Here is a 20,633-nt window from a genome sequence, read left to right as displayed (position 1 = left end):
GAGCCCTTGTGTATGGTGGTGGGACACTCGCCCGCCACCGACAGTAGTATGAATGTACGCAAAACAGGCTGCGCCTACTCTTGCGTACCGATGCGAAAGGTTTGACCGCGTCGGATCCTAACTCAAAACCCGCTTGGTTCGATCACTTTTCGAGGGTCGAGATTGGTTACCAGTCTTACTCTTGTCCAACCGGGGCCACAGCATCCCTGTACAGCCAAGGCCCCCCAGACCACCCGCAGGACTTGCTATCTTCCCGAAACAGAGCGTTCATGGGCTCCCATTCACCACAAGGAGTTCACCATGGCTACCACCCACTTCGATCAACTGCAACTCGCCGAGCGCTGGGGGCTATCACCCAAGACGCTGGAGCGCTGGCGCGTCATCGGCACCGGGCCAAAGTACATCCGGCTGCCTGGCAAGGTCATCTACCGTTTGTGCGACATCGAAGCTTTCGAAAACGAATGCCTGGTGTCATCGACTGCCGAGTTCCGAAAGCACACGACGTTGTCTGCGATCTGATGCCATTTCAATTTCCAAACCTGTAATCGAACCCATGTCCGAGGCCTCAGGCTATCTGTTTAGCCATCTCTTTGAGGACGGTGTGCAAAATGGCCCTGAGGCAACGGGATTCACCTGCCATCGTGGCAGACAGCTCGGGGCGGGCGCTCGCGATCTGGGCGTTCTCAGCTTCGACCTCGGCATACAGCGCTTCCGCTTCCTGCACAGCGCGGCTGCGCAGGTTTTCAAGCAGTCGCTGGGCAGTGCCTTTGGCCAGATTCAACGACGCACCCGCCTCCAAGAGCAGACCATGGTTGATATCCGAGAAGTGCCGCACACCCAGAATCGGCCATGCCAGCTGGGTTTGTGTGGGCCATCCTTTTTTGTCGAAGGCGACGGAGTCATATGTGGCGACGCTGAGCAGGTCGTAAAACGGTGCCAACTGAACGCCCTCATGCGAGACCAGAAAGCTCAGGTTTTTCAGATGGGCATCGCTGTTGCCGACGAGCACATTGAACACCAACCAGCCAAAGAGACGAGCGCGTGCGACCGCCGGGCTGCGACAGGCGTTGGCCAGCGCCGCCAGACTCTCCATACTGCCCTGGCTGTATTTGAAGCTTCGATCCAGCCCGAGTAACTGGCAGGCATCAATCACGTGGCGGCGTTGCCAGCCTTGGCCGTCTGGAATCCGGTCAAAGCGATCAATCAGGTACACCGGTGATGGCACATAGCGACGGTGCACTTCAGGCACATCCAGCCCCAGTCGTTTGGCCAGCCGCATCACGAACCATTCGTTGATCACGGAATGCGGGTAGTCCTCGTCCGGGTGATCCGGCTTCAGAATATGGGTAGAGGGTGTGGCGCCAGCGGGTTCAAACAGCGCGTCATCCTGCAGAACGACCGCCAACTTGTGCTGGGCGCCTGCCAGCGACATGCGCTTGATGGCCGCATGCGTCAGCGGTGCCTTGGGCAGCTGCCGAATGCGGGCCTCCAGTGCATCGTCGGGCAACGGGCGCAATGGCTCTGCCATTTGCGGTGCTGCCTCGGGCGGCAGCAAGGTCACTGACCCTGCGGATTCCGCACCGTACCAGGCCAACAAGCCAAAAGCATCTGCCGCATCCAGCTTGGCGTCTCCGGCCAGCAGGATACGTTGGCCTTCTTCTGGCAGAAGGTTGTCGAAATACCATTGCACGGGGCGCTTGCTTGCGCCGTCCAGCAAGGATTCTGCCGTCAGTGGCAGATGCGGGCTGAGCGCGAAGCCTCTTGGGTTGCCAAGCCAGCCTGCTCCATATTGAAAACTCCATAGGCCAGCCACTTCTTGCAAGGTGCCGACCTCCATCTGGTTGATCGATGCGCGCAAGGAGCGACCACTCATGGCTTATCCCTGGTGGTCGCGGGTTCGTTCAAGTGGTTGGCAACGCTCTCGGGCACGTCCACCATGACCCGAATGCCCAGCCCTTCGAGCACTTGAAAGAGCTTACCCCACTGCACTGACTCACTGCCGCGTTCGATCTTGCCCAGAAAATTCTCGCTGACGCCGATGCTGCCCGCTGCATCGTCCTGGCGGATCTTCTGTGCCTTGCGGCTGGCGCGTACTACCTTGCCGATGGCTGCTGCATTGTCGATAGGTATTTTCACGATAAGTCCTCACGTTTGTGAGGATTCTGCACTAGGCAGGCGCGCTTGGCAACTAATCCATCCGATCGTGAGGATTTTCCGTCCACTCCCTCTTGCCTGCTCAAAATCCGTATGAATGTGAGGATTCTTAATGCAAACCCATTGTTGACTCGTCAAAAGTCTACAAGCGCATCAGTCACTACGGGCTTTCCTGCTATTACGAATCAACAGGTTAGAAACGACCGTGAGGAGAGATGAGGGCAAATGAGGAAGGATGCGTACAGGTTGGGGCTAATGCGGAACGAAGGTGGGACACTCGCCCGCCACCGACAGTAGCATGAATGTACGCAAAACAGGCTGCGCATACTCTTGCGAGCTGATGCGAAAGATTCGACCGGGCCGCATCCTACCTCAAAACCCGCTTGGTTCGATCACTTTTCGAAGGTCGAGACTGGATACCAATCTTTAGCCTTTCCAACCGGGGCCAAAGCATCCATGTACAGCCAAGGCATCCCAGACCATCCGCAGGACTTGCGGAAACAGAGCGTTCATGGACTCCCGATCACCACAAGGAGTTCAGCATGACCACCACCCACTTCGATCAACTACAACTCGCCGAACGCTGGGGCCTGTCACCCAAAACGCTGGAGCGGTGGCGCGTCCTCGGCACCGGACCACAATACATCCGGCTGCCTGGCAAAGTTATCTACCGCCTGTGTGATATCGAAGCCTATGAAAACGAGTGTCTCGTGTCGTCAACCGCCGAGTTCCGCAAACACACAAGACGTCCGGAGAAAAAAATTAAAAATTCCGTCCACCTAAACTAAGCACGTTTATTTTTAATAATTTTTGCCACCGACCAGAACGAAACGAGTAAAACACCAAATAAGAACAATAACTGTGACACGAAAACACCGCTCGGCTCGAACTCTAAAACAACAAGCCAATCACCTTCTGGAACACTCCATGAGCGAAGATAATTGCTCGTAGGCGTTGAAGGATATGAGACCCTACATCCCCCCTCCTCATCGCATAACTTAACAGTCCAACCTCTCCACCAAATTTCGTTCTCTAATACACGAATTTCTTGAGGTGTTTTTACTTGATAAACAATTTTTTCCGAAGCATATGATACTGGCTTTACCAAAACACCCAACTCTTTTCGAATATATTCGCCATCATTTGAAAATTTATCATTGATCGTGATATCTTGATCTTTCGGAAATATCAACAATTTTTGCGGCGAAGTTATGAAGCGCAATAATTCATAATTTCCAGAATCAGAACGCAAGGAGTTCTCCAAGGCTTTGTGAGGGATTGAAAGCCTCAAGTTATTATATCCAAATAAGCAATAAGCTCCTTCATACCAACATCTATTATATAAGGGGTGATTTCTAAATTTCAGGATTTCCTCTATCCCCACACCAACAACAACCCTCTCTGGCCTAACACTCAACGGCGCAGGACTAGGCATAGAAATCTTTTCCACACCAAACAACTGCCGACTTATATTTTCGCTCCACTCAATTTTCCAAGGCCTATCTTGGTCGTTATTAAATAAAAAACCCTGAATTGCAGCCAAAATTATCAAACAAAAGATTATTGAATTTAGCACGATTGGTTTTTTGGGAATTACAAAAAAACCATGCTGCTGTAATTTTTGGCAACCGACTACAAATACACAAATAAAAAGCAACCATAATACTGGCTTTAAGGCAACAAGGTTGTTATAGCCAATGTCCTTTGCGACCCAAGCCACCAAAGCGAATAAAATAAATGCCCATACAAACCTGGGTCTCAAAGTCGATAACTTATCACCCTCAAATAAACTCTTCCAGCCTTCACAGCCAAGTATGATGATACCAACATGAAGAAAAGGCCTCCAATCCGATAATGGAAATCGACTGATTCGATAACCAGGTAATATCTCGCTTAACCAAGTTAATGAACTGACAAATGCTCCAAAAAATAATGTACAAAAAATCAGAAGAACTCCATGAAGTACTCGCACCGTACCTTTAACAACAAATAAAACCCCAGCCAAGATTGCGAAAGGCAAATAAAGACTTCTCATTGTTACGTCAGATGACAAAAATTCTACGTCATAAGGATATAAAAGTGTCAGAAGATGATGCGATGAGAATGGTGCTCTTCCACTCAAATCTCCTGAAGAAAGATTATAAAGATCCAAGTATGAAAAAAAAGGAACCCATTTCAACGAGGACAACAATATGGCTATTAAGCTCACGGTGACGCAAGCCAAGAGGTAATGTATTACAATGCGACGCTCGATAATCTGCGAACAGTTGACAAGAGAATATACGCTCAAAGCATAGGCAGTAGAAACTATCACCCCGGGATATGAGGCGACAAAAAACTGCCACAATAAAATTGAAGCCACCAAGGGCCCAAAAGAACTATTCAATAATTTATTTGGATGCAAAGACCACATTAACCAAGGAATTAAGGCGTACCCTCTGATTATATCGACATGCTGTTGATTCGAATAAAATCCGGATGAAAAAAACAGGCCCACCATACCTAAAATAGCCAAAAGATAATTAAATCCGATGGCCCTTAAAAGCAAGTACATGCCGAAAGAAGCGAAGCCGACATGAAGCACCTGAATTCGAGTCGCCCACTCTATAGAATAAGGTATACCAAGCAAATCCAATAAAGATATAGGGAGATACCACGCGCCGCTTTGAATAGCAAGTGCTGCCGGAAACCCCATATCACCCCAAGGAAACCAATTGGGGGGCGACAAGAAATTACCATGGGAATACCATGCGTAGCTTTGAAAATGATATCCACCCAAAAAATCCCACGGAAATGTTTTGACCCCTCTTAGATGGCCCCAAAAAGTTAAAATGGTCAAGGCCATTACAAATATCAATGCAGCCCATGTTTCTATAAATTTAGCTGTCGGCTGCTGAAGGGGAGGGCGTGGTGATTGGATGAAGCCAATAAAAAGGCTCCAAATTTTTTGTTTGGAGTAAAATCTCATATGCTAAGAAAACTCTGATTAAGTCTGCTCATGATGCAACGATTCGAGGTTGAAGTTGTCTGATGTTCATATTCTTTTTCACGGGGTGTGCGGTATGAGCCAGATGAGTTTTACCGATGCGGAATATGGAATCAAGCGCAAGCAGACGCGGCGAGCGTGAAGCGAGGACTTGGCCCGTGTGACAAAGAATGCTCCGGCCTGATGCAGGCGATACAGCCTTTGAAAATCCAGGTAGCCTCGATCCATGACGTAAAAGGCGCCAGGCTCGAAGACCAGCATATCGAGCACCTTGGTGTCGTGGGTCTTGCCGTCGGAGACATAGATAAACGCTGGGATTTGGCCCCGCAGATCCAAAAGGGTGTGGACCTTTACAGACGACTTGGTGGAACGAAACAGCGCCCAAGGAAACAGGCTCATGCACAAATCGATGGTGCTCGAATCCAAGGCATACACGGTGTTCTGAAGATCGAGCCCGAGCTCCTCGCTCGCGTAGATCTTGCGCGCTTTGCGAATCAGCACCGCAGCCAGATCGGCCCAGATCTTCCAATCCCTGCGCTCGTTGGCATCCGCAAGCGTTGTGCGCCTGACCGCAGCCCGAAACCCCATGCCGTAGAGTTTGCTCGGGTTGGCACCAAGGCTTGCTTCGATATCGCGAAGCGACTCGCGCCAAGTCAGTTGCGCAAAGGCCATCACCCGAAAGTGCTCGGCTGCCGAGAGCGTTCGTGCCCCGGCGTTGCCCCGGTAGCGATCGACAATACGCGAAAAGCTTGTCCAAGGAATGAACTCCATGACCTGCGCAAACAGCGTCTTGCCAATGTTCATGGGAACCCTCCGGGATTGGTTGCAATCCCGCAAAGTTACTCAGTTTTGGCTGTTTGTCGTTCAAATCGGCACCAAACAAAATCGCCCTCTAACCCAAGCCCAGCAACGGCCTCACAGACCCGCTGGTATATTTAACCGGACAGTAGTGACGCCCAATATCTTCTCATTCATGCTTTCGCCTCATTCGGCCGCCGCTCCTCCTTCGTGAGAACATACTTACTCATTAAGTAGGTAAGAGGAATCATCAAGAAGGCAACAAAAATCGGCGCGAACATCTCTCTCACATCAAAAATCTCAACAAACCCACTAAGTAATAGAGCAGAAAAAAAGTACTGTACTAAATAAACAATGGGGTACGAAAATAATCCTCGCCAAGAAATCGGGACACGAAAAACAACCCGTGCATTAAACCAGTACGAAAAGATAACCCCTGTTGCATAAGCAACGAGATAGGCAACCTGATAGCTTATAAGGAGATTCATGCCAAGATAGACGAGATACGTGAAGCCCGTATTGATAGCACCACCAAAGATAAAGCGCAGCCAGCGCCGCGATCTCGGCCCAGTCATCACGGCATTAACCTACACGTTTTACGCTGTGCAATATCAACAAACTCCGAATAATTCCGGATATAGTCATCCGGGTCGTAATAGTCCGAGGTAAACACCAGAAGAACTGCATCGCTGGAATACTTGTACTGGATTCCCCATGTCAGGGGCGGGAGATAAAGCCCCATGTCCGGTGACTCCAGTAGCACTTCACAGCGGGATTTGCCGTCGTCAACCACCACCGCGCAGCTTCCCTTAACGCAAATCAGATATTGATGGCATTGATGGTGCGCATGCTCACCGCGCGTCTTCTCGCTCGGGACATTGAAGACGAGAAAATAGCGCTTTGGCTCAAAGGGAATATCGTTGGGAAACTCGCCTACAGACAAATCACCTCTCATGTCTTGAACATGCTTCATTCTATGCAGAGTTACGCCCCCAACCCCAAGCTTTATGACTTTCTCAGTTGAGGATTCTGGTGCTTGAACCTGGGCGCTGCTTCCATTGAGGCTGGAATTACCGCTATTGACATAACCAGTTATTCTTGCGGGTGATCCGGTCACAATAGCTGTCGCATCCCGGACGATCATATGGTCGCTTGTGAAACAGATGCGGGTGTGTCTGATACCACTCTTTCATCGCCTGCATCGGCGTACTGCTCTTGAGCGCTGACTGCGGCAACTGGTGGTTGTACAGGGCCACATAGCGCAGCAGGGTCTGCTCCATGTCTTCGCGGCTGTTGAACCGGTGGGTCTTCAGGACGTCCGCTATGCGGCCATTGAACCGCTCCACCATGCCGTTGGTTCTCGGTGTCCTGGGCTTGGTCAGCCGGTGCTCTATGCCCAGCTCCTGGCACAGTTGGTCGAACTCATGGTGGCCACTGGGTTCGCGCTCCCGGCTGGCAAACAGTCGGTCTGTGAACTCCTTGCCGTTGTCGGTCAACAGCTTGTTGATCCTGATTGGGCAGGCCTTGTGAAGTGCTTTGAGAAAGGCCCTGGCACTGGCCGCTGTCTTGTTGGCCTTGAACTGCACGAACACCCAGCGCGTGGCCCTGTCGATGGCCACGAACAGGTAGCGCCGTTGCGATTCGTCCTGCATCTGGGGCAGGTACTTCACGTCCATGTGCACGTAGCCTGGCTCGTAGCTTTTGAAGGCCTTGTGCGCTACCGCAGGTTCCCGGGGCTTGAGGGCGTTGAGGTTGCCCGCTCCATGGCGGCGCAGGCATCGGTCCAGACCCGAGCGTGAGACATTGGGGCAGATGAACTCCCGCGTGACTGCCAGCAGGTCATCCAGAGGCAGCAGCAAGGTGCGCCGCAAGTGGACCACCACGGTTTCTTGTGCTGGCGTGAGCACGGTTTGCAGGCGATGGGCCGTGTGCGAGCGGTCTGCAAAGACGGAGCGCTTCTTCCATTTGTAGACCGTCTGCTCAGTGATCCCAAAGCGCTGGGCTAGGACGCTGGCTGGTTCATTGCTGGCTGCGATCTCGGCGCGCACGGCGGGCGTGGTGCGGGCGTTCTTGTGCAGGGCTATCAACATGGCTTCACTCCCTGGATAGATTGCAAGGACTCTATCAACTCCTCCAAAACAGCTCGGGCTATGAAGAGTGGATAGCGTTTAGAGTCTATGCAATCGTCCGGGATGCGACACAATATCGCGTTTCATTCAGTCCTCCAGCCACCACAGGGCATCCCTGAGGTCCAGGGCATCAATTTCAGAGGGCGGGAAGTGCACTTCCCGCGCTAGTCGCTTCATCAGCAGGCTCAGCAGGGGCGCGGTCATCCGGGCGAGCGGACACCAGGCGAAAGTAGCTGTCTTGCAGCCGCTTGTAGTCGGAAAAGCGCATGCCCTCCAGGTCCTTGGGTGCCACGCCCGCCAGAATCCCGAACAGGATCAGCTCACGCTCTTCAGCGTCTGTGGAGGCCTGGCGCGAGGCCAGGCGCATGTCGCGCACCAGCGGCGCGCGCAGGGTCAGCGTGTCGCGGCGAATGCCGTCGAATTCGGTCGGGTGCTGCAGTTTGATGCTCAGTTGATCCATGAGTAGGTCTCCGGTGGTGTGATGGCGTGATGGGGAGTGGGTTGCAGGCGGGTTACAGGCCCAGGGCGGCACGGATGTCGGCCAGTTGATCGCGGCCATCCACGATACGCACCGAGGCAATCGGGTCGATCTCATAGATCAGCAGGCCATCGAGCTCGAGCTTGTAGTAGCTGCAGGCCAGGCTGAATTTGGTTTCGGCCTTGTCCGAGGGCTTCCAGTCACCCATGTCGATTTCGGTCAACATGCCGCGAAGGGTCACGACGCAGGACTGCACCTCACCCTTGTGGGTGCGAAAGGCGCCACGGAAGACGCCGTTGAAGGCACTCTGGTCGGCCAGGCCAAAGAAACGCAGCGCGTCAATGGAGATGCCCGATAGCGCGAAGTTGGCTTCCAGAGCTTCGAGGCCCAGATCCATCTTGATCGGGGCGTCCATGCCGCCACCCCGGTAGTCTTCGGCCTTGATCTTGAGTTTGGGCGGCGTGACCTGGGTGGCGATGCCGGCGAAATTCACGCCGTCGATAAAGAGGTTGAGGTTGTAGAGGGTTTGCGGGATCACGGTGCGGGCTCCTTAAATGTCGAGAACTTCGGTAATCCACTGGTTTGTGACCTCGACCCGGAAGGTGGGGTTTTCTGCGGGAGGCACGTCGGTAAAGCGGATGTTCCAGTACACGCGGCCTTGCTCAAGCTGGCTCGCGGTGTTGAGTTCGGGGTCGGGATAGACCTCGAAATTGATGATGGCGCCCTGCGCTTTCAGATCACGCATGAAAGCCTGCAGGCCTTCGGTCACATCTTTGACGTAGGTCTTGGTAATGGATCGGTCCACCGCCCATTTGTGGCCATACAGGATGGCGTCCATGACGATGTCGACCGTGCGCACCCGGGTCACGAAAGCCCACTTGGCGTCGGCTGAGCGTGTGCGGTTACCCCACAGGCGGTAGCCACCATCGCGGATGACGGTGGTGATGTTGGCGGCGTTGAGCAGGTTGGCGCGGCAGGTCTCGTCGCCATCCAAGAACTCGATCGGGCGTGCGGTACCGATAACCTCGACGAACTCCTTGTTGGAGGGGGATGCCCAGAATCCGTACTCACGATCGGTCCGGGCAAAGAGGCCTGCGGCATACGGGGACACTGGTACGGTACTGGCTGCACCGGTCTCGGTGTCCCAGACCTTGAGCCAAGGGTCAACCGCAAAGACGCGCTTGCTGCCAAAGTTGTTGAAGTAGGCAATGGCCGATTCGTCATCGGTGTTGGGGCCATCGACGATGGCAATGGCCTTGAGCTTGGCCGCCAAGCCATCCATGGCACTGGCCACGGCCTGGGTGGCCGAGTGCCCCGGGCAGACGATCAGGCGAGGTTGCGCGTTATGGACGGACTTGCCATCGAGCAGCGCCTGCATGCCGGTGCGCTGACCGTCGACCGTGATGCCACCGATGATGGCGCTGGTGAGAGCAGCTGCATCAGCGACCAGAGGCACGCCGATGGCCACCACCACGGCCGAAGACTGGGCGTAGATGCCGCGTGCCGACTTGGCCAAAGCGCTGCCAGCACCGAACTGCTTCACCGCCTCACGGTAAGAGGTCAGCAGGATGGGTTTGTTGAGTTCGGCCAACCCCTCGGCAGGCGTGAAGGTATCGACCAGGCCGATGATCGACGAGGACGGAATGGCAATGGGGCGCGGACCGGTATCGATCAGGGTGACGGTCACACCGTGGAAGAAGGAAGTGGGCATCGTGTTCTCCGGAAAGTAAAAAGCCCACCGCTGGGGTGGGCCGGACAGGGGAAATGAGTAATGAAGAGTGGCAACGTCAGCTGCTGCTGAAGTTCATCTCTTGGAGGCCAATATCAAAATCGTGCTGAAACCTTTCAGCAAGCTGCAGGAGCTCGTCTGGGGTTTGCGCTTGACCGACCAATAGCTGCATGTTTTTCTTCATGCCGTCTATCAGTCCAACTGCGCGGGCAAACATTCCAGCGCGGCGAAAGACCTTCGCGCAAAATTTCTCCATCGTTTCGCCAAGCCCTCTGGCAGCAATCTCGGTTTCAAACGCCAGTACATCAGCGGCCGAAGCACGCTGTTCCTGTATGGCTTGCGCGATCCGCAATTTATTCCCCCAGGCTGCGATCTCGATTTCGTCAGCGGTCTCAGCCAGTTGTGCCCGTTTGGTTTTGGCATAGGCTTCAATACGGCTCAGCACTTCGCTTCGTGTTCGGCTCAAAATCTTTGCAGAATCTGGCGGGGCACCTGGAACGACCACAATTCGACCATCAACAACCTGCAGTCGGTCATCTGGGCCGCGTCCCATTGCCTGCGCAAACTCCGATTGCGACACATCGATCAGGTCATCCGGAAGCTCGGCGTAAAAAATGTCCTCTGGATAAAAACATCCAGTTTTTTGGCTGAAACGCATGATCAATATCCTATGGATAACCAGTGAAAGTAGGTTCCGTGCGCAACATTGGAGTGTTGTTGAATTTGTACCTGGTTAAGATTGAGTGCTAATGCCCCAACTGATGGCGGGGTAGGAACGCCCCCAGCGCCAGTGCTTGATGCATTGGTAGCAACCGCAAATAAATGTGCCGTTGGATAAGCGATAGGAAGACTGGGCGTCTTGACGTTCCCAGGCTGGGCGTCAAATAAGCCTTGCCCCCATTGCAAAATCAGTCCGCCAGGCAGCTTTTGATAACCACTGGCATTTTTAGCAACGCCAAACAGCGGCGAGTGGCTAAGGTGTGCTGACCCACCACGCACAGTCCAACTACCAGCTTGACCGGCTGCAAGCACCAAGGTGTCGCCAGCACCGAGCGTAAAACTCGTGACGCTGGTATTCCCTGCTTGAATCACATCGCTGCCTTGGCGGGAGATAGTGATGTTTCCTGTGCCGTGATTAAGGAACCAAAGGAGGCAACCGGCTTCCACCTGGCTGCTGAGCGGAATGGTTACGGTGTAACCCGTTCCAGTCAGCGTGATCGACTTACCCGCATCCGCTGCGGTCAAGGTCTTCGCAGCACTGTAAGTGACTTGGCCTGATAAGTTGCCCAAGGCTCTTTGCACAAAAGCCGTTGTAGCGATCGATGTGTCGTTGTCGAACTGCGGCGCGGTGGGTGCCGTCGGGTTGCCACTCAACACCGGGCTGACCAAAGCTGCCGCAATCTTGGCATCCCCCTCTGCGCTGGTCAGATACACCGGATGCGGATCAAGCGCCGCAAGGTGCTTGCTGAACTCGTCATCCACATATCCGCGCGTGGCCAGCACGATCGCCGGATCGATTTTCAGTTGAACAGCCGCCGTGTTGCTCACGATCAGCACCATGCGGATCACCTGCGTGCGCCCTGAACCTTCCGCCAGCACAGGCTTGTAGGTATCCGGGCAGTTGGCCACTGCGCACAGGTTGCCATCGGTGTCGTACAGGCCGATCTCGCGAATCCACCAGCCTCCGATCTCCTCGGGAATGACCTGCTCGGCGATGATCTGGCTGGCATTGGCTGGATCAACAAATAGACGGTTCAGCGGTGCACGGCGGTTTTCTCGAACCAGGGCGGTCTGGCTGCGGTTGGGCAGTGGCGTGCTGCCATTGCCATCGCCGATGCCCATCTGGGTCAGTTGAAGCGTCGTGCCCAGCGCCGTGGCATTGGCCAGCTTAGCCTCACCAATCGCAGTCAGGATGGCAAAGTAGGTTTGACTCATAGCGATGAGCTCCAGGGATAGATATTCAGGTGATCGATCGTGTGGTCGGCGCCTTGGATGCACACCAGCCCAGCCACCTCGACCACTTCCGGCGTATAGGGGTAGATAACCATCTCGTCGCCCTCGTAGGCCGCCACGTGAATGGGGCAAATACCCCGGGCTTCGAGGCTGATGGCCAGGCCAATCAGGTGTCGGCTGAGCGGCTTGGCGTCATCGATCAGCCGTTCAAGCTCCTGGTACATCGCATCGCTAATACCGGTGTCGAGCACGCCGACCTTCAGGCTGAAGGTGCCGGCCGGACCGACAGGAACCCGCTCCCACCACTCAACGATTTCAATCAGGTAGCCCAGAGGCTCGACTACCCGGCGCAACGCGCCGATGGTGCCCTTGTGCTGATGCACATAAAAAGCTGAAGCAATGACGCCGCGCTTGGCCGCTCCCGACCAGGCCGGGTCCCAACGATCGACGGAGCGTGCCCAGGCGAGATACGGCAGCAAGTGGGTCGGACACGACTGGGGTCGCCACATTTCAGCGATGGGCACTGGCATCGTTCGGTGGGTAGCCTCTGCAAGATGCCGCTCCAGCGGTGTGCTATTGGCTGGCAGCAAGGCGCTACTCATCAAAGCCTCCGGCAGAGACATTGATCGCTGTGCAGTGCGCAGCCTGGCTGCTCGTCAACACCACATCGGCAGGTGGCTGCAGCAGTTCAACCCGCTGCACCCCCTCCACATGCAAGGCGGCAAAGAGCGCGGAGCGCCGGATATCGCGCCCAAGCCGGCGCTGGGTGCCGACATAGGTTTCCAGTTGCGCCAATGCCGCAGCCAGGATGGGCTCAACCTCCGGTCCGGGATAAAGCCACAGGGTGGCTGTGACCTGGTAAGGCACGATCTGGGCGCCTTGCACGGTGAGACGATCGGCCACAGGCCGAACCTCCTCGCTCGACAAGGCGGCATTCACTATGTCCAACAGATCCACAGAAGCACTACCATCACCTTCCCGCGAGAGCACTGTAACCACCACCTCGGCGGGCGCCGGGCTTTCGGCCGACGCATCGGCCACGCGCCCATCAGCGGACAGTGCGTGAAAGACGTAGGCGGCACGGGGACCGGCCACCGACAGCCCTTCGAAGGCGCGCTGCACCCGGGCACGCAGGCTGGCATCGTTCTCATAGACCGGATCGACGGGTGGAGAGGCCTCTGGGTCACCCGGGCTGACCAGCAAACGCGAGACGTTCACATTGGCCGCCAGTTGTTCCAGATCCGCACCCACGGCATAGGCCAGCAGTACCGAGCGGGCGGCATCGTTGATGCGCGCGCGCAGCTGCACCTCGCGGTACGCACAGAGCTCAAGCAATTTCACGACCGGGTCAGATTCCAGCGAGGCCGTCCATCCATCGCCCATCAATGCCCGGAAGGTCGCCAAAAGGTCCTGATAAATGCCCTCAAAATCCAGTGGCTCGACGACTTCGGGTGCGGGCAGTTGCGACAGGTCGATCACAGCGCCACCTCCAGCAGCAATGGCGCGGCCTCGTACTGTCCTTCAATCACAAAATCAATCCGCCCATCGACCACGCCGGTGATGCGCACCGCCGACAGGCGAATGCGTGGCTCCCACCGGCCGATGGCGCGTGCGGCCTCAGCCTGCACCGCCGAGATCCAGCCTTTGTTGATGGGCAGGTCCACATAGCGGGGAATCTCACTGCCGTACTCCGGGCGCATGCGCCGGCTCCCCAAAGGCGTGCTCAGGATGTCGCGGATGGACTGCTTGAGGTGGGCAATGCCAGAAAGCGCCTGGCCGCTATCACGGCTCATGCCAATCAGGGCCATGGTTCAAACTCCGGCAGCCGAATCAGGCTCGCGCTGGAATTCCGGGTGGTTTTCCAGAAAGGCGATCAGGGCGGTGTCACCGGTCTGGATGCGTCCCTGCACTACTGCAAAGCTGCGACCATCGGCCAGCACCAGGGTGCGGCTCTTGAACGCGAGGTCTCGGTACGTCACCGTTGAGGGACTTTTCTCATCCGGGCGGTGGATAGGTGTGAGTGTGGGTGTGGGCTTGGTGTCGATCTTGGCCATGTGGGACTCCTGAAACGCACAAGCCCGTCCAGCGCGAACGGGGACGGGCTTGCTTTTGGGGTGAATGAAGGATCAGCGGGCAACGCTGGTTGGCGCGCCGTCGCCTTGTTCGGTATGGGTATGGCCCTGCAGGCTGATGCCACCGGCAGTGACATCGCCTTGTGCGTGAACCTGCCCGCCGAAGGTGGCATTGCTGGCACCCGAGCCTCCCTGGGCCAGCGCACCGCCAATCGTCAGATTGCCGGTGACCGTGGTCTCGGGGGCATCCAGCGTGACGCTGGGGGCCTTGACCGTCACCGGGCCACCACTGTCGATCAGCACGGTGGTGGCGTTTTTCACGGTCACGCTTTGGGTGCCCTCAATCAGCAATGCGCCTGCCTGCCAGTCGTAGAGCATCTGCGCGCCGTCCGGCATGCGGATCACCGTCACATGGTCCCGGTTATCCGCTTGGCCGTGCGTGGTGGTGTAAAAGCCCGGCAGGATGAACCCGGCCTCCGGCATGCCCGAGGGTGAAATGAGCAAGCACTGCTCACCGACCGATGGCGCGCGCCAGACACGTACCTCACCGGCAGCCGGCACATGCCAAGGCAGATAAGCCGAGACCCAGTTGCCGATGCGCACTCGCGCCCGGGCGGCGCTGTGATCAACAACCTCGATGGTGCCGGCCTGCAGCATGGCGGCGATCATGCGATCGTGTTCGCCAATCGCGTAAGCATCGCTCATGGCGCCTCCGTCAAAGGTTCATAGGTCTCAGGAGGCTGGATATTTGGTGTGAAGCCCACCCAGATGGCCAGACCACTTTCGTCCTCGTAGGGCCAGACGGCTTCGCCCAGATGAAACTCATGGGTCCATTCGACCACCCAGACCAGGTACCCATCGAGTTCGGGCTTGAAAGCGTCATCCCCGATCTGAACCAGACTCGCCATGGTGATCGGCAGGCCCCAGGTCTCATGGGTCAGCGCCACGGCAACCCGCGCCGCCAATTCACGCACCTGCAAATCGGCCTGGGCCGCATTGGGGTCAACAATCGCCCGGGCCTGAAACCGGCCAATCAGTGCCGTGGCGCCGTTGCCCGGATCGTTGCCCGGCTCCATCTCGGCGAGTTCCACCAATACAGCAGGCAGGCCGATGCGGCGCTGCAAGACCGGATAAGCCTCAACCGTGGGCACCCCGTCCAGTTTGGCACGCAGGCCGCTGACGATTGCAGTGTGCAATTGGGCAAGTGAATCAATCATGGGGTTTGCATCCTCAGCGGGCCTTGGCCAGCGCCCTGTGAATTTCGTAGTTCACTTCCTGGCGCAGCACCGTCAGCAGGCGTTCTTGGGCGCGCTCGGCCGCTTGTCGAAATGCCGCCTCACCAGGCCCGGCCCAGTCCACCTTGACCACCTCATAGGGGCGACGCGCCTGCGTGGTACGGCGATACAGTGGTCCGTCGGGTGAGCGCTTGCGCATCTGCCACGCTTGATCAAACCGATGGCGCCCCACCGAGATGCCGGTGCGTGTCTGGCGTGGCTTGCCCAGGCGGTGGGCTTCGATGGCATTCAGTCCCAGCCAGACCTTGCCGCTATCGCGCGAGCGCAGAAAAAAATATAGGCGCTGGCGCAGCAGCTTTTGCGGAATACGGGTCTCAACGCTCACCGCCTTCGCGGTCTGGCTTTTGACCCACTGCCCGGTCTTGCGCAGGGTGCGGCGCCAGGCCGCCTGGCTCGCGCTGGCGGTCAGACCCTGGGTCAATGCCAGCACCTGGCCCACGTCAATATCGACTTTGAGGGTAGTGCTCATGCCATGGGCCTCAGAATCAGGGCCGTGACACCCGTGTCATCCGGCTCGATTCCGACGACCTCAAACGTCTGGCCATCAAAGCTCAAGGTCGTACCCCTGGCTACATCAACTGCATCGAGATCGCGCACGATGAGCTGCGGCTCAATCAAGCCGGTATCCAAGCGTCCCACCTGGGGGGCGAGCCACGGGGAAGAGAACATGCCACGCACCGGACGACCGGCGATGTCAGCCTGATCGGCCAAGGCGTCGAACACGCTGGCATCCAGTTCATTGCCGAGGGCACGAAAGTCTTGCATGTCAGCCGGCTCACTTGGTGAGCTTGATGACCGCGCGCGGCTTGGTGCACAGGTTCAGCGGGTTGGACTGCGCTTCGAGCGCAACCCCCTTATTCATGCGCATCAGCTCCTGCTTGGCATAGAGTGGCAGGCCGATAGTGTTGACCGTCTCCATGTAGTCAGCCGGCGCATAACGGGTGATGAAGAGCTCCGAGACCCCAACCGGGATCAGGTAGGCATCGTTTTCGCCGATGAAGCTGATGCTGCCGACCTTGCCGTAGAACTCCTTCCAGGTCACCTCGCCGAAGGTGAAGCCCTTGCGCAGATCGTCCCGCAGGAATTGCCCATCGTTCCAGCGGTCGTAGGCCTGCTTGACGGTGGCGTGGCCGACAAAGGCGTCGTAGAAACCGCGACCGCAAATGCCCAGCCAACCGGTGATCACGCCCGAGTCGCCGATCACATCCTCGCTCTTGCGCTTGGCATCGCGAATCTTTTGCTGCAAGTCGGTGGTTTCTGTGCCCAGTGCCATGGCCACCGATTGCGCGGTGATACCAAAGCGCTGATGCAAGTCGAGCAGGACGCGTGAACCGTCCGCATCGTAGATCTTTCCGGTGACCGCACCGAAGCGGTGGTAGCGCAGGGTCGCTTCCAGACGCTGGCGCATTTTGAGCAGACGCTGGGTAACCAGGTTCTGCACCGTCTGGGTTTGCGACTCAGAGCCAAAGGCGCGCACACCCTGGACTTCGTCCGCTTTGATAGCCCCCGTGGTGGCCAGGTGCAGGGTCGAGAACGGGATCATGTCGCGTTTCGATCCCACGGTGACGTCACCCGGTGCACCGCGCTCGCTGGCTGGCACCAATGCCAGGGCATCGCCATCGCGCTCGATCATGACCGAGGTCGTGGTGATCCCTTCTTCCTCAAAGAGGCTGTCGAGCAGAGTGGGCACATATTGGCCCTCGGGCGGGTTGTTGATGGCGGCGGTGAGCGAAGCGACACCGAAGGCGTCGTCGTTGAAGATGTCGAGAGTCAGGGGCATGGAAGTCTCCGGAATGAGTTGGGCACGTGGGTTAGCGCACGATGAGGTGACGGGTTTTGAGATCGGCAATCGCGGCGGCATCCAGCCCCGTCAGACGCGCTGCGGCGACTTCAGCCAGGCGCACGAAGGCCACGCCATTGCGTACGTCTGCCGAGGCCGGCAGTGCGGCGTGCAAGATGCCCACCGCCACCTCGGTGCCATCGGTGGCGGTCTGGTTGTAGGCGGCGTAATGGCCCGAGGCGGTCTGGATGCCCAGGACTTGTCCTGCAGGCAGCGCATCACCGGCAGCGACCGTGATGGCCTCGCGCGAGATCTCGCGATTGCCCTCGGAGAGAAGGAATTCGGCCGTGTGGACGGCCTCGGTTTGGATGTTCATGGTGTGTGCTCCAGGTGACGATTAAGGGGTGGGCGCTTGGGGCGTGGCCGTTTTGACGGCTGCCGGGCGGCTGGGCCTTTTCTTGCGCGCGGCGTAGATGGCGCTCGTGTTCGGGCTGGCCGCTGCCTGGGCTTCGGGGGTGAGCGGTGGCTCCTTGTTGTCGATCGCAGCGCCTTGCGCGGCCAGCAATCGATCAAACAGCCGCGCACGCACGGCCTCCACACTCAGGCCGGAGCGCGCGTAGTCGGCGGCCAGTTCGGGGCGTCGGGCGCTGGTACACAGGGTGCGAATGGCCTGCAGGCGTTCAATCTTCGCGGCCACCGCGTCGTCATCGGCAATGGGGGTGTTCATCAGCAACTCCTCGGTGAGATCAGGGAATCCGCAGGCCAGGCAGGCCAGGGTGAAACGCGCGGCGTTGCGCGCCAGGCGGGCTGTATCAAGTGTTGGATCGGGCGACGGCTCGGTTGCAGCCGCAGGCTCGCTGGCAGGGGCAGGCGCAATGTCGGTGCTACCTGCCAGCAAGGCATCCGGCGGATGCTTGAAACGCGCCAGGACATTGGTCGAGCCCCGGCAAGCCTGCAGTGCCACGACCTCGCCAATCAGATCCACGAGGCCCAAGGCCAGCGCTTCGTCGGCGTTGAGCCAGGTCTCGTCATCGAGCATCTGGATGAGCGCGGCGTCTTCAATCGCCGGCGCCTTGCGCCGGTAGGCGGCCAGAATGCCGTCGCGCGCCTTGTCCATCATGTCGGCGGTTTTGCGCAGGTCCTGCGCGGTGCCATAGGTGAAGGTCCACGGGTTGTGGATCATCAGCATGGCGTTGGCCGCCATCACCACCTGATGCCCGCCACAGGCAATGACACTGGCTGCGGATGCGGCCAGGCCATCGATGCGCACGGTGCAACGCTCACCCAAGCGCAGCAAAGCGTTGTGAATGGCAAAGCCATCGAACACATCACCGCCCGGGCTGTTGATGGCGATGGTGATCTGCGCACGGCCGTCGTCCATCGCCTTGAGTTCGTCGATGAATCGGGCGGCGCTGATTCCCCACAGGCCGATCTCGTCATAGATCAGCACCTCGATGGACGTGGGTTGATTGGGTTCTGTCTTGGCCTGGATGCGGTACCAGCTGCGCGTCGGCGCAGCATCGGGAAGATGGCTCATGCCGGCTCCTCGTCGTTTGGGTTTGAATTCGGGGATGTGGATGTCGCACGACTGCGGGCATCCGAGTCATAGGACAGGCCCAGGCCATCGGCGCGGGCGTTGTCGGCGGCGTTTTCTGAATCGATGAGCTCGGCGTCATAGCCCTGACGCAGGGCCACCTCAGATCGCGAGGTAAAGCCAGCGCGCACTTCCATGCGTCTCGCCTGCACGTCCTGCACCGGGTGCAGGTAGGACCAGCCTTGCGGCACCCAACGGGTGCGAAGGTAAGCGCGCCGCTGCCGCGCGTAGTCGGGCAACTCGATGACGCCAGCGAGCATCGCCATGTCCAGCCAGGCAGCACGCACGGGGCGGCAGAACTGATGCACGAAGATGCCGAACTGGCGCTGTTCGATGCGTCGCCGAAACTCGTTCAACACCACCCGGATCACCCGGTCATTCACATTGCGCAAATCACCGGTGAGCAGCTCATAGGGCAGGCCTGCCCCGGCTGCGGTGGCGAGCAACTGCTGGCGCATGAAGTCCGGATAGGCGTTGCCGGCATCGGGCGGACTGGAGAAATCCACCTCTTCGCCTGGCAGCAATTCCTGCATCGTGCCGGGCTCCAGTCCCACCATTGGCGTAAAGCCATCGACATCGGTCTGGATCGGGGCGCCAGTCACCGGATCGACCACCGGGTCTTCAGGTGCAGGCTTGCGGATGAAGCCGGCAAAGAGGTTGGCCACCTCCTGGCGAAACAGCACCGCGTCGTCAAAGTCATCGAGTGATTTCAGACGGGCCAGCACCGGCGCCAGGATCGGCACCCCGCGCAATTGACCGGCGCGCAGCGGCTCGAAGATGTGCAATACCTGCTCGGCCGGCACCCGCTGCAAGTCGTTGAACACCGCCGACGGTGTGGGACCCTCGCCCGGGTGTGCCCGGTACATCCAGTAGGCGGCCCGCTGCCCAAGGCTGTTGAATTCAATGCCAGCGCGGATGACGTTGCCGCCACCGAGCTGCTCATGCTTGTCGTGGGGCACGAATTCGGGTTCAAGCAGTTGCAACTGCAAAGGCACTGCCAGCCCATCTTCCGGGCGTCGGGGTCGCAAGCGAACAAAGCACTCGCCCGACTCATACACCGCCCGACAAATGAGCGCCTGCAAGCCATACAGGTCGGTGCGCCCATCCGCATCAGCATCGTCACACCAGTCTTCCCACAGCTCCTGCAACTGGCGGCGCACCCCGTCGTCAGGGTGGCGAGGCTTGGGCGTAATGCCCGTTCCGATGGTGTTGGAGACCAGCCGGTCGATGGCCGAGAAAGCATACGGGTCATTGCGTATGGCCGCGCGCGATCGGTTGCGCAGGGGCTGCAGTCCGCCCAGTGAGGCTGAAGTCGGGCCGCTGCTGGGCGCTTGCCAGCTCAAGGATCGGCGGCCACTGCCTGCGGCGTCGTAGCGGGCTTGGACGTTGGCCAGTCGGTTGGGCAAGACAAAGCCGCGCCGGGCGAGCCAATGAAAGGGCGCGCCCATACTCAGACGCCCTTGCCGGCATGAAACAGACGCACCAGACGGCCACGGCGAGGCCCCGTTTGGGCCAGCTCCATCAGCATGCGATCGCGCGCCTGGATAAGCTCTTGCACCGTGCGGTATTCGACTGTGCGGTCAGCGAAGCGAACAATGCGCTCCCCTTTGGCCAGGGCGCGCTCGATCCGGACGACATCGTCCTGGGTAAAGGCCATGCGGATTC

26 protein-coding genes and 1 pseudogene are annotated in these 20,633 nt (G+C 57.9%); 2 read left to right on the top strand and 25 right to left on the bottom strand.

All coding sequences use genetic code 11. The features are described 5' to 3' along the window. Positions 1-300 precede the first annotated feature (300 nt). Positions 301-519, top strand: coding sequence for a helix-turn-helix transcriptional regulator (locus PQV96_RS08695; RefSeq protein ID WP_273625023.1), 219 nt, complete (start codon positions 301-303; stop codon positions 517-519). A gap of 46 nt (positions 520-565) precedes the next feature. On the opposite strand, the gene PQV96_RS08690 is transcribed toward PQV96_RS08695, so the two are convergent. Next, positions 566-1,873 (bottom strand): HipA domain-containing protein, encoded by a 1,308-nt coding sequence (locus PQV96_RS08690; protein ID WP_273625022.1) that lies wholly within the window; start codon positions 1,871-1,873, stop codon positions 566-568. After that, entirely contained in the window at positions 1,870-2,136 is a 267-nt protein-coding gene (locus PQV96_RS08685; protein ID WP_250127360.1) for a helix-turn-helix domain-containing protein, read from the bottom strand. The genes PQV96_RS08690 and PQV96_RS08685 overlap by 4 nt, the downstream gene beginning before the upstream one ends. 560 nt (positions 2,137-2,696) lie before the next feature. On the opposite strand from PQV96_RS08685, the gene PQV96_RS08680 reads away from it, so the two are divergent. Further along, complete coding sequence (locus PQV96_RS08680; protein ID WP_273625021.1) at positions 2,697-2,942, top strand: helix-turn-helix transcriptional regulator; 246 nt, start codon at positions 2,697-2,699, stop codon at positions 2,940-2,942. On the opposite strand, the gene PQV96_RS08675 is transcribed toward PQV96_RS08680, so the two are convergent. From PQV96_RS08675 to PQV96_RS08565, 23 genes and pseudogenes are all read right to left on the bottom strand, one after another. Further along, positions 2,939-5,122, bottom strand: a complete 2,184-nt coding sequence (locus PQV96_RS08675) for a glycosyltransferase family protein (protein WP_273625020.1) — start codon at positions 5,120-5,122, stop codon at positions 2,939-2,941. The two genes, PQV96_RS08680 and PQV96_RS08675, sit on opposite strands and share 4 nt — an antisense overlap. Before the next feature lie 144 nt (positions 5,123-5,266). Continuing rightward, positions 5,267-5,944, bottom strand: a pseudogene (locus tag PQV96_RS08670) (IS4 family transposase); the annotation flags it as partial. 167 nt (positions 5,945-6,111) lie between these two features. Beyond that, positions 6,112-6,513: a GtrA family protein gene (locus tag PQV96_RS08665; protein ID WP_273625019.1), complete on the bottom strand. Its 402-nt coding sequence runs from the start codon at positions 6,511-6,513 to the stop codon at positions 6,112-6,114. After that, complete coding sequence (locus PQV96_RS08660) at positions 6,513-7,082, bottom strand: sugar 3,4-ketoisomerase (RefSeq protein WP_273625018.1); 570 nt, start codon at positions 7,080-7,082, stop codon at positions 6,513-6,515. The genes PQV96_RS08665 and PQV96_RS08660 overlap by 1 nt, the downstream gene beginning before the upstream one ends. Continuing rightward, complete coding sequence (locus tag PQV96_RS08655; protein ID WP_273625017.1) at positions 7,015-8,028, bottom strand: IS481 family transposase; 1,014 nt, start codon at positions 8,026-8,028, stop codon at positions 7,015-7,017. The genes PQV96_RS08660 and PQV96_RS08655 overlap by 68 nt, the downstream gene beginning before the upstream one ends. Positions 8,029-8,203: 175 nt before the next feature. Then, the gene (locus PQV96_RS08650) at positions 8,204-8,527 is read right to left on the bottom strand and encodes a phage tail assembly protein (protein WP_273625016.1); all 324 of its coding nucleotides are present in this window, start codon (positions 8,525-8,527) and stop codon (positions 8,204-8,206) included. A 52-nt stretch (positions 8,528-8,579) separates the two neighbouring features. After that, entirely contained in the window at positions 8,580-9,083 is a 504-nt protein-coding gene (locus tag PQV96_RS08645; RefSeq protein ID WP_273625015.1) for a phage major tail tube protein, read from the bottom strand. A gap of 12 nt (positions 9,084-9,095) precedes the next feature. Further along, the gene (locus PQV96_RS08640; protein WP_273625014.1) at positions 9,096-10,256 is read right to left on the bottom strand and encodes a phage tail sheath family protein; all 1,161 of its coding nucleotides are present in this window, start codon (positions 10,254-10,256) and stop codon (positions 9,096-9,098) included. A 76-nt stretch (positions 10,257-10,332) separates the two neighbouring features. Then, complete coding sequence (locus tag PQV96_RS08635; protein WP_273625013.1) at positions 10,333-10,932, bottom strand: hypothetical protein; 600 nt, start codon at positions 10,930-10,932, stop codon at positions 10,333-10,335. A 2-nt stretch (positions 10,933-10,934) separates the two neighbouring features. Next, the gene (locus PQV96_RS08630; protein WP_273625012.1) at positions 10,935-12,209 is read right to left on the bottom strand and encodes a phage tail protein; all 1,275 of its coding nucleotides are present in this window, start codon (positions 12,207-12,209) and stop codon (positions 10,935-10,937) included. Then, positions 12,206-12,829 carry a phage tail protein I gene (locus tag PQV96_RS08625; RefSeq protein WP_273625011.1) on the bottom strand — a complete coding sequence of 208 codons (624 nt, stop codon included), beginning with the start codon at positions 12,827-12,829 and terminating at the stop codon, positions 12,206-12,208. Before PQV96_RS08625 ends, PQV96_RS08630 begins: the two co-directional genes overlap by 4 nt. Next, positions 12,822-13,706 (bottom strand): baseplate assembly protein, encoded by an 885-nt coding sequence (locus tag PQV96_RS08620; protein ID WP_420482191.1) that lies wholly within the window; start codon positions 13,704-13,706, stop codon positions 12,822-12,824. The genes PQV96_RS08625 and PQV96_RS08620 overlap by 8 nt, the downstream gene beginning before the upstream one ends. Continuing rightward, positions 13,703-14,035, bottom strand: coding sequence for a GPW/gp25 family protein (locus tag PQV96_RS08615; RefSeq protein ID WP_273625010.1), 333 nt, complete (start codon positions 14,033-14,035; stop codon positions 13,703-13,705). Before PQV96_RS08615 ends, PQV96_RS08620 begins: the two co-directional genes overlap by 4 nt. A 3-nt stretch (positions 14,036-14,038) precedes the next feature. Beyond that, positions 14,039-14,281 (bottom strand): hypothetical protein, encoded by a 243-nt coding sequence (locus tag PQV96_RS08610; protein ID WP_273625009.1) that lies wholly within the window; start codon positions 14,279-14,281, stop codon positions 14,039-14,041. A gap of 72 nt (positions 14,282-14,353) precedes the next feature. After that, positions 14,354-15,004 (bottom strand): phage baseplate assembly protein V, encoded by a 651-nt coding sequence (locus PQV96_RS08605; RefSeq protein WP_273625008.1) that lies wholly within the window; start codon positions 15,002-15,004, stop codon positions 14,354-14,356. Further along, the gene (locus tag PQV96_RS08600) at positions 15,001-15,516 is read right to left on the bottom strand and encodes a hypothetical protein (protein ID WP_273625007.1); all 516 of its coding nucleotides are present in this window, start codon (positions 15,514-15,516) and stop codon (positions 15,001-15,003) included. Before PQV96_RS08600 ends, PQV96_RS08605 begins: the two co-directional genes overlap by 4 nt. 13 nt (positions 15,517-15,529) lie before the next feature. Continuing rightward, positions 15,530-16,063: a phage tail protein gene (locus PQV96_RS08595; protein ID WP_273625006.1), complete on the bottom strand. Its 534-nt coding sequence runs from the start codon at positions 16,061-16,063 to the stop codon at positions 15,530-15,532. Beyond that, positions 16,060-16,359, bottom strand: a complete 300-nt coding sequence (locus tag PQV96_RS08590; protein ID WP_273625005.1) for a head-tail joining protein — start codon at positions 16,357-16,359, stop codon at positions 16,060-16,062. The genes PQV96_RS08595 and PQV96_RS08590 overlap by 4 nt, the downstream gene beginning before the upstream one ends. A gap of 10 nt (positions 16,360-16,369) precedes the next feature. Then, positions 16,370-17,374, bottom strand: a complete 1,005-nt coding sequence (locus tag PQV96_RS08585; RefSeq protein ID WP_086912165.1) for a major capsid protein — start codon at positions 17,372-17,374, stop codon at positions 16,370-16,372. Positions 17,375-17,405: 31 nt separating this feature from the next. Beyond that, positions 17,406-17,750 carry a head decoration protein gene (locus PQV96_RS08580; protein WP_273625004.1) on the bottom strand — a complete coding sequence of 115 codons (345 nt, stop codon included), beginning with the start codon at positions 17,748-17,750 and terminating at the stop codon, positions 17,406-17,408. Between the two features lie 21 nt (positions 17,751-17,771). Next, positions 17,772-18,911 (bottom strand): head maturation protease, ClpP-related, encoded by a 1,140-nt coding sequence (locus tag PQV96_RS08575; RefSeq protein ID WP_273625003.1) that lies wholly within the window; start codon positions 18,909-18,911, stop codon positions 17,772-17,774. Further along, on the bottom strand, positions 18,908-20,416 hold the full coding sequence (locus PQV96_RS08570; RefSeq protein WP_273625002.1) for a phage portal protein: 1,509 nt from the start codon (positions 20,414-20,416) through the stop codon (positions 18,908-18,910). Before PQV96_RS08570 ends, PQV96_RS08575 begins: the two co-directional genes overlap by 4 nt. Before the next feature lie 2 nt (positions 20,417-20,418). Then, positions 20,419-20,625, bottom strand: a complete 207-nt coding sequence (locus tag PQV96_RS08565; protein WP_273625001.1) for a phage head-tail joining protein — start codon at positions 20,623-20,625, stop codon at positions 20,419-20,421. Positions 20,626-20,633 lie beyond the last annotated feature (8 nt).

The organism is Acidovorax temperans (assembly GCF_028596105.1).
Classification (GTDB): Bacteria; Pseudomonadota; Gammaproteobacteria; order Burkholderiales; family Burkholderiaceae_C; genus Acidovorax; species Acidovorax temperans.
The sequence above is the reverse complement of the archived record's forward strand: the minus strand, read 5'-3'. Positions and strand labels throughout refer to the sequence as shown.

Coding starts and splice junctions, on each gene's coding strand:
- PQV96_RS08605 (WP_273625008.1), bottom strand. CDS start 15,004: ATGAGCGATGCTTACGCGATTGGCGAACACGATCGCATGATCGCCGCC.
- PQV96_RS08575 (WP_273625003.1), bottom strand. CDS start 18,911: ATGAGCCATCTTCCCGATGCTGCGCCGACGCGCAGCTGGTACCGCATC.
- PQV96_RS08640 (WP_273625014.1), bottom strand. CDS start 10,256: ATGCCCACTTCCTTCTTCCACGGTGTGACCGTCACCCTGATCGATACC.
- PQV96_RS08630 (WP_273625012.1), bottom strand. CDS start 12,209: ATGAGTCAAACCTACTTTGCCATCCTGACTGCGATTGGTGAGGCTAAG.
- PQV96_RS08650 (WP_273625016.1), bottom strand. CDS start 8,527: ATGGATCAACTGAGCATCAAACTGCAGCACCCGACCGAATTCGACGGC.
- PQV96_RS08680 (WP_273625021.1), top strand. CDS start 2,697: ATGACCACCACCCACTTCGATCAACTACAACTCGCCGAACGCTGGGGC.
- PQV96_RS08655 (WP_273625017.1), bottom strand. CDS start 8,028: ATGTTGATAGCCCTGCACAAGAACGCCCGCACCACGCCCGCCGTGCGC.
- PQV96_RS08690 (WP_273625022.1), bottom strand. CDS start 1,873: ATGAGTGGTCGCTCCTTGCGCGCATCGATCAACCAGATGGAGGTCGGC.
- PQV96_RS08580 (WP_273625004.1), bottom strand. CDS start 17,750: ATGAACATCCAAACCGAGGCCGTCCACACGGCCGAATTCCTTCTCTCC.
- PQV96_RS08565 (WP_273625001.1), bottom strand. CDS start 20,625: ATGGCCTTTACCCAGGACGATGTCGTCCGGATCGAGCGCGCCCTGGCC.
- PQV96_RS08610 (WP_273625009.1), bottom strand. CDS start 14,281: ATGGCCAAGATCGACACCAAGCCCACACCCACACTCACACCTATCCAC.
- PQV96_RS08665 (WP_273625019.1), bottom strand. CDS start 6,513: ATGACTGGGCCGAGATCGCGGCGCTGGCTGCGCTTTATCTTTGGTGGT.
- PQV96_RS08635 (WP_273625013.1), bottom strand. CDS start 10,932: ATGCGTTTCAGCCAAAAAACTGGATGTTTTTATCCAGAGGACATTTTT.
- PQV96_RS08570 (WP_273625002.1), bottom strand. CDS start 20,416: ATGGGCGCGCCCTTTCATTGGCTCGCCCGGCGCGGCTTTGTCTTGCCC.
- PQV96_RS08625 (WP_273625011.1), bottom strand. CDS start 12,829: ATGAGTAGCGCCTTGCTGCCAGCCAATAGCACACCGCTGGAGCGGCAT.
- PQV96_RS08695 (WP_273625023.1), top strand. CDS start 301: ATGGCTACCACCCACTTCGATCAACTGCAACTCGCCGAGCGCTGGGGG.
- PQV96_RS08660 (WP_273625018.1), bottom strand. CDS start 7,082: ATGATCGTCCGGGATGCGACAGCTATTGTGACCGGATCACCCGCAAGA.
- PQV96_RS08590 (WP_273625005.1), bottom strand. CDS start 16,359: ATGCAAGACTTTCGTGCCCTCGGCAATGAACTGGATGCCAGCGTGTTC.
- PQV96_RS08585 (WP_086912165.1), bottom strand. CDS start 17,374: ATGCCCCTGACTCTCGACATCTTCAACGACGACGCCTTCGGTGTCGCT.
- PQV96_RS08615 (WP_273625010.1), bottom strand. CDS start 14,035: ATGGCCCTGATTGGCATGAGCCGTGATAGCGGCCAGGCGCTTTCTGGC.
- PQV96_RS08595 (WP_273625006.1), bottom strand. CDS start 16,063: ATGAGCACTACCCTCAAAGTCGATATTGACGTGGGCCAGGTGCTGGCA.
- PQV96_RS08600 (WP_273625007.1), bottom strand. CDS start 15,516: ATGATTGATTCACTTGCCCAATTGCACACTGCAATCGTCAGCGGCCTG.
- PQV96_RS08675 (WP_273625020.1), bottom strand. CDS start 5,122: ATGAGATTTTACTCCAAACAAAAAATTTGGAGCCTTTTTATTGGCTTC.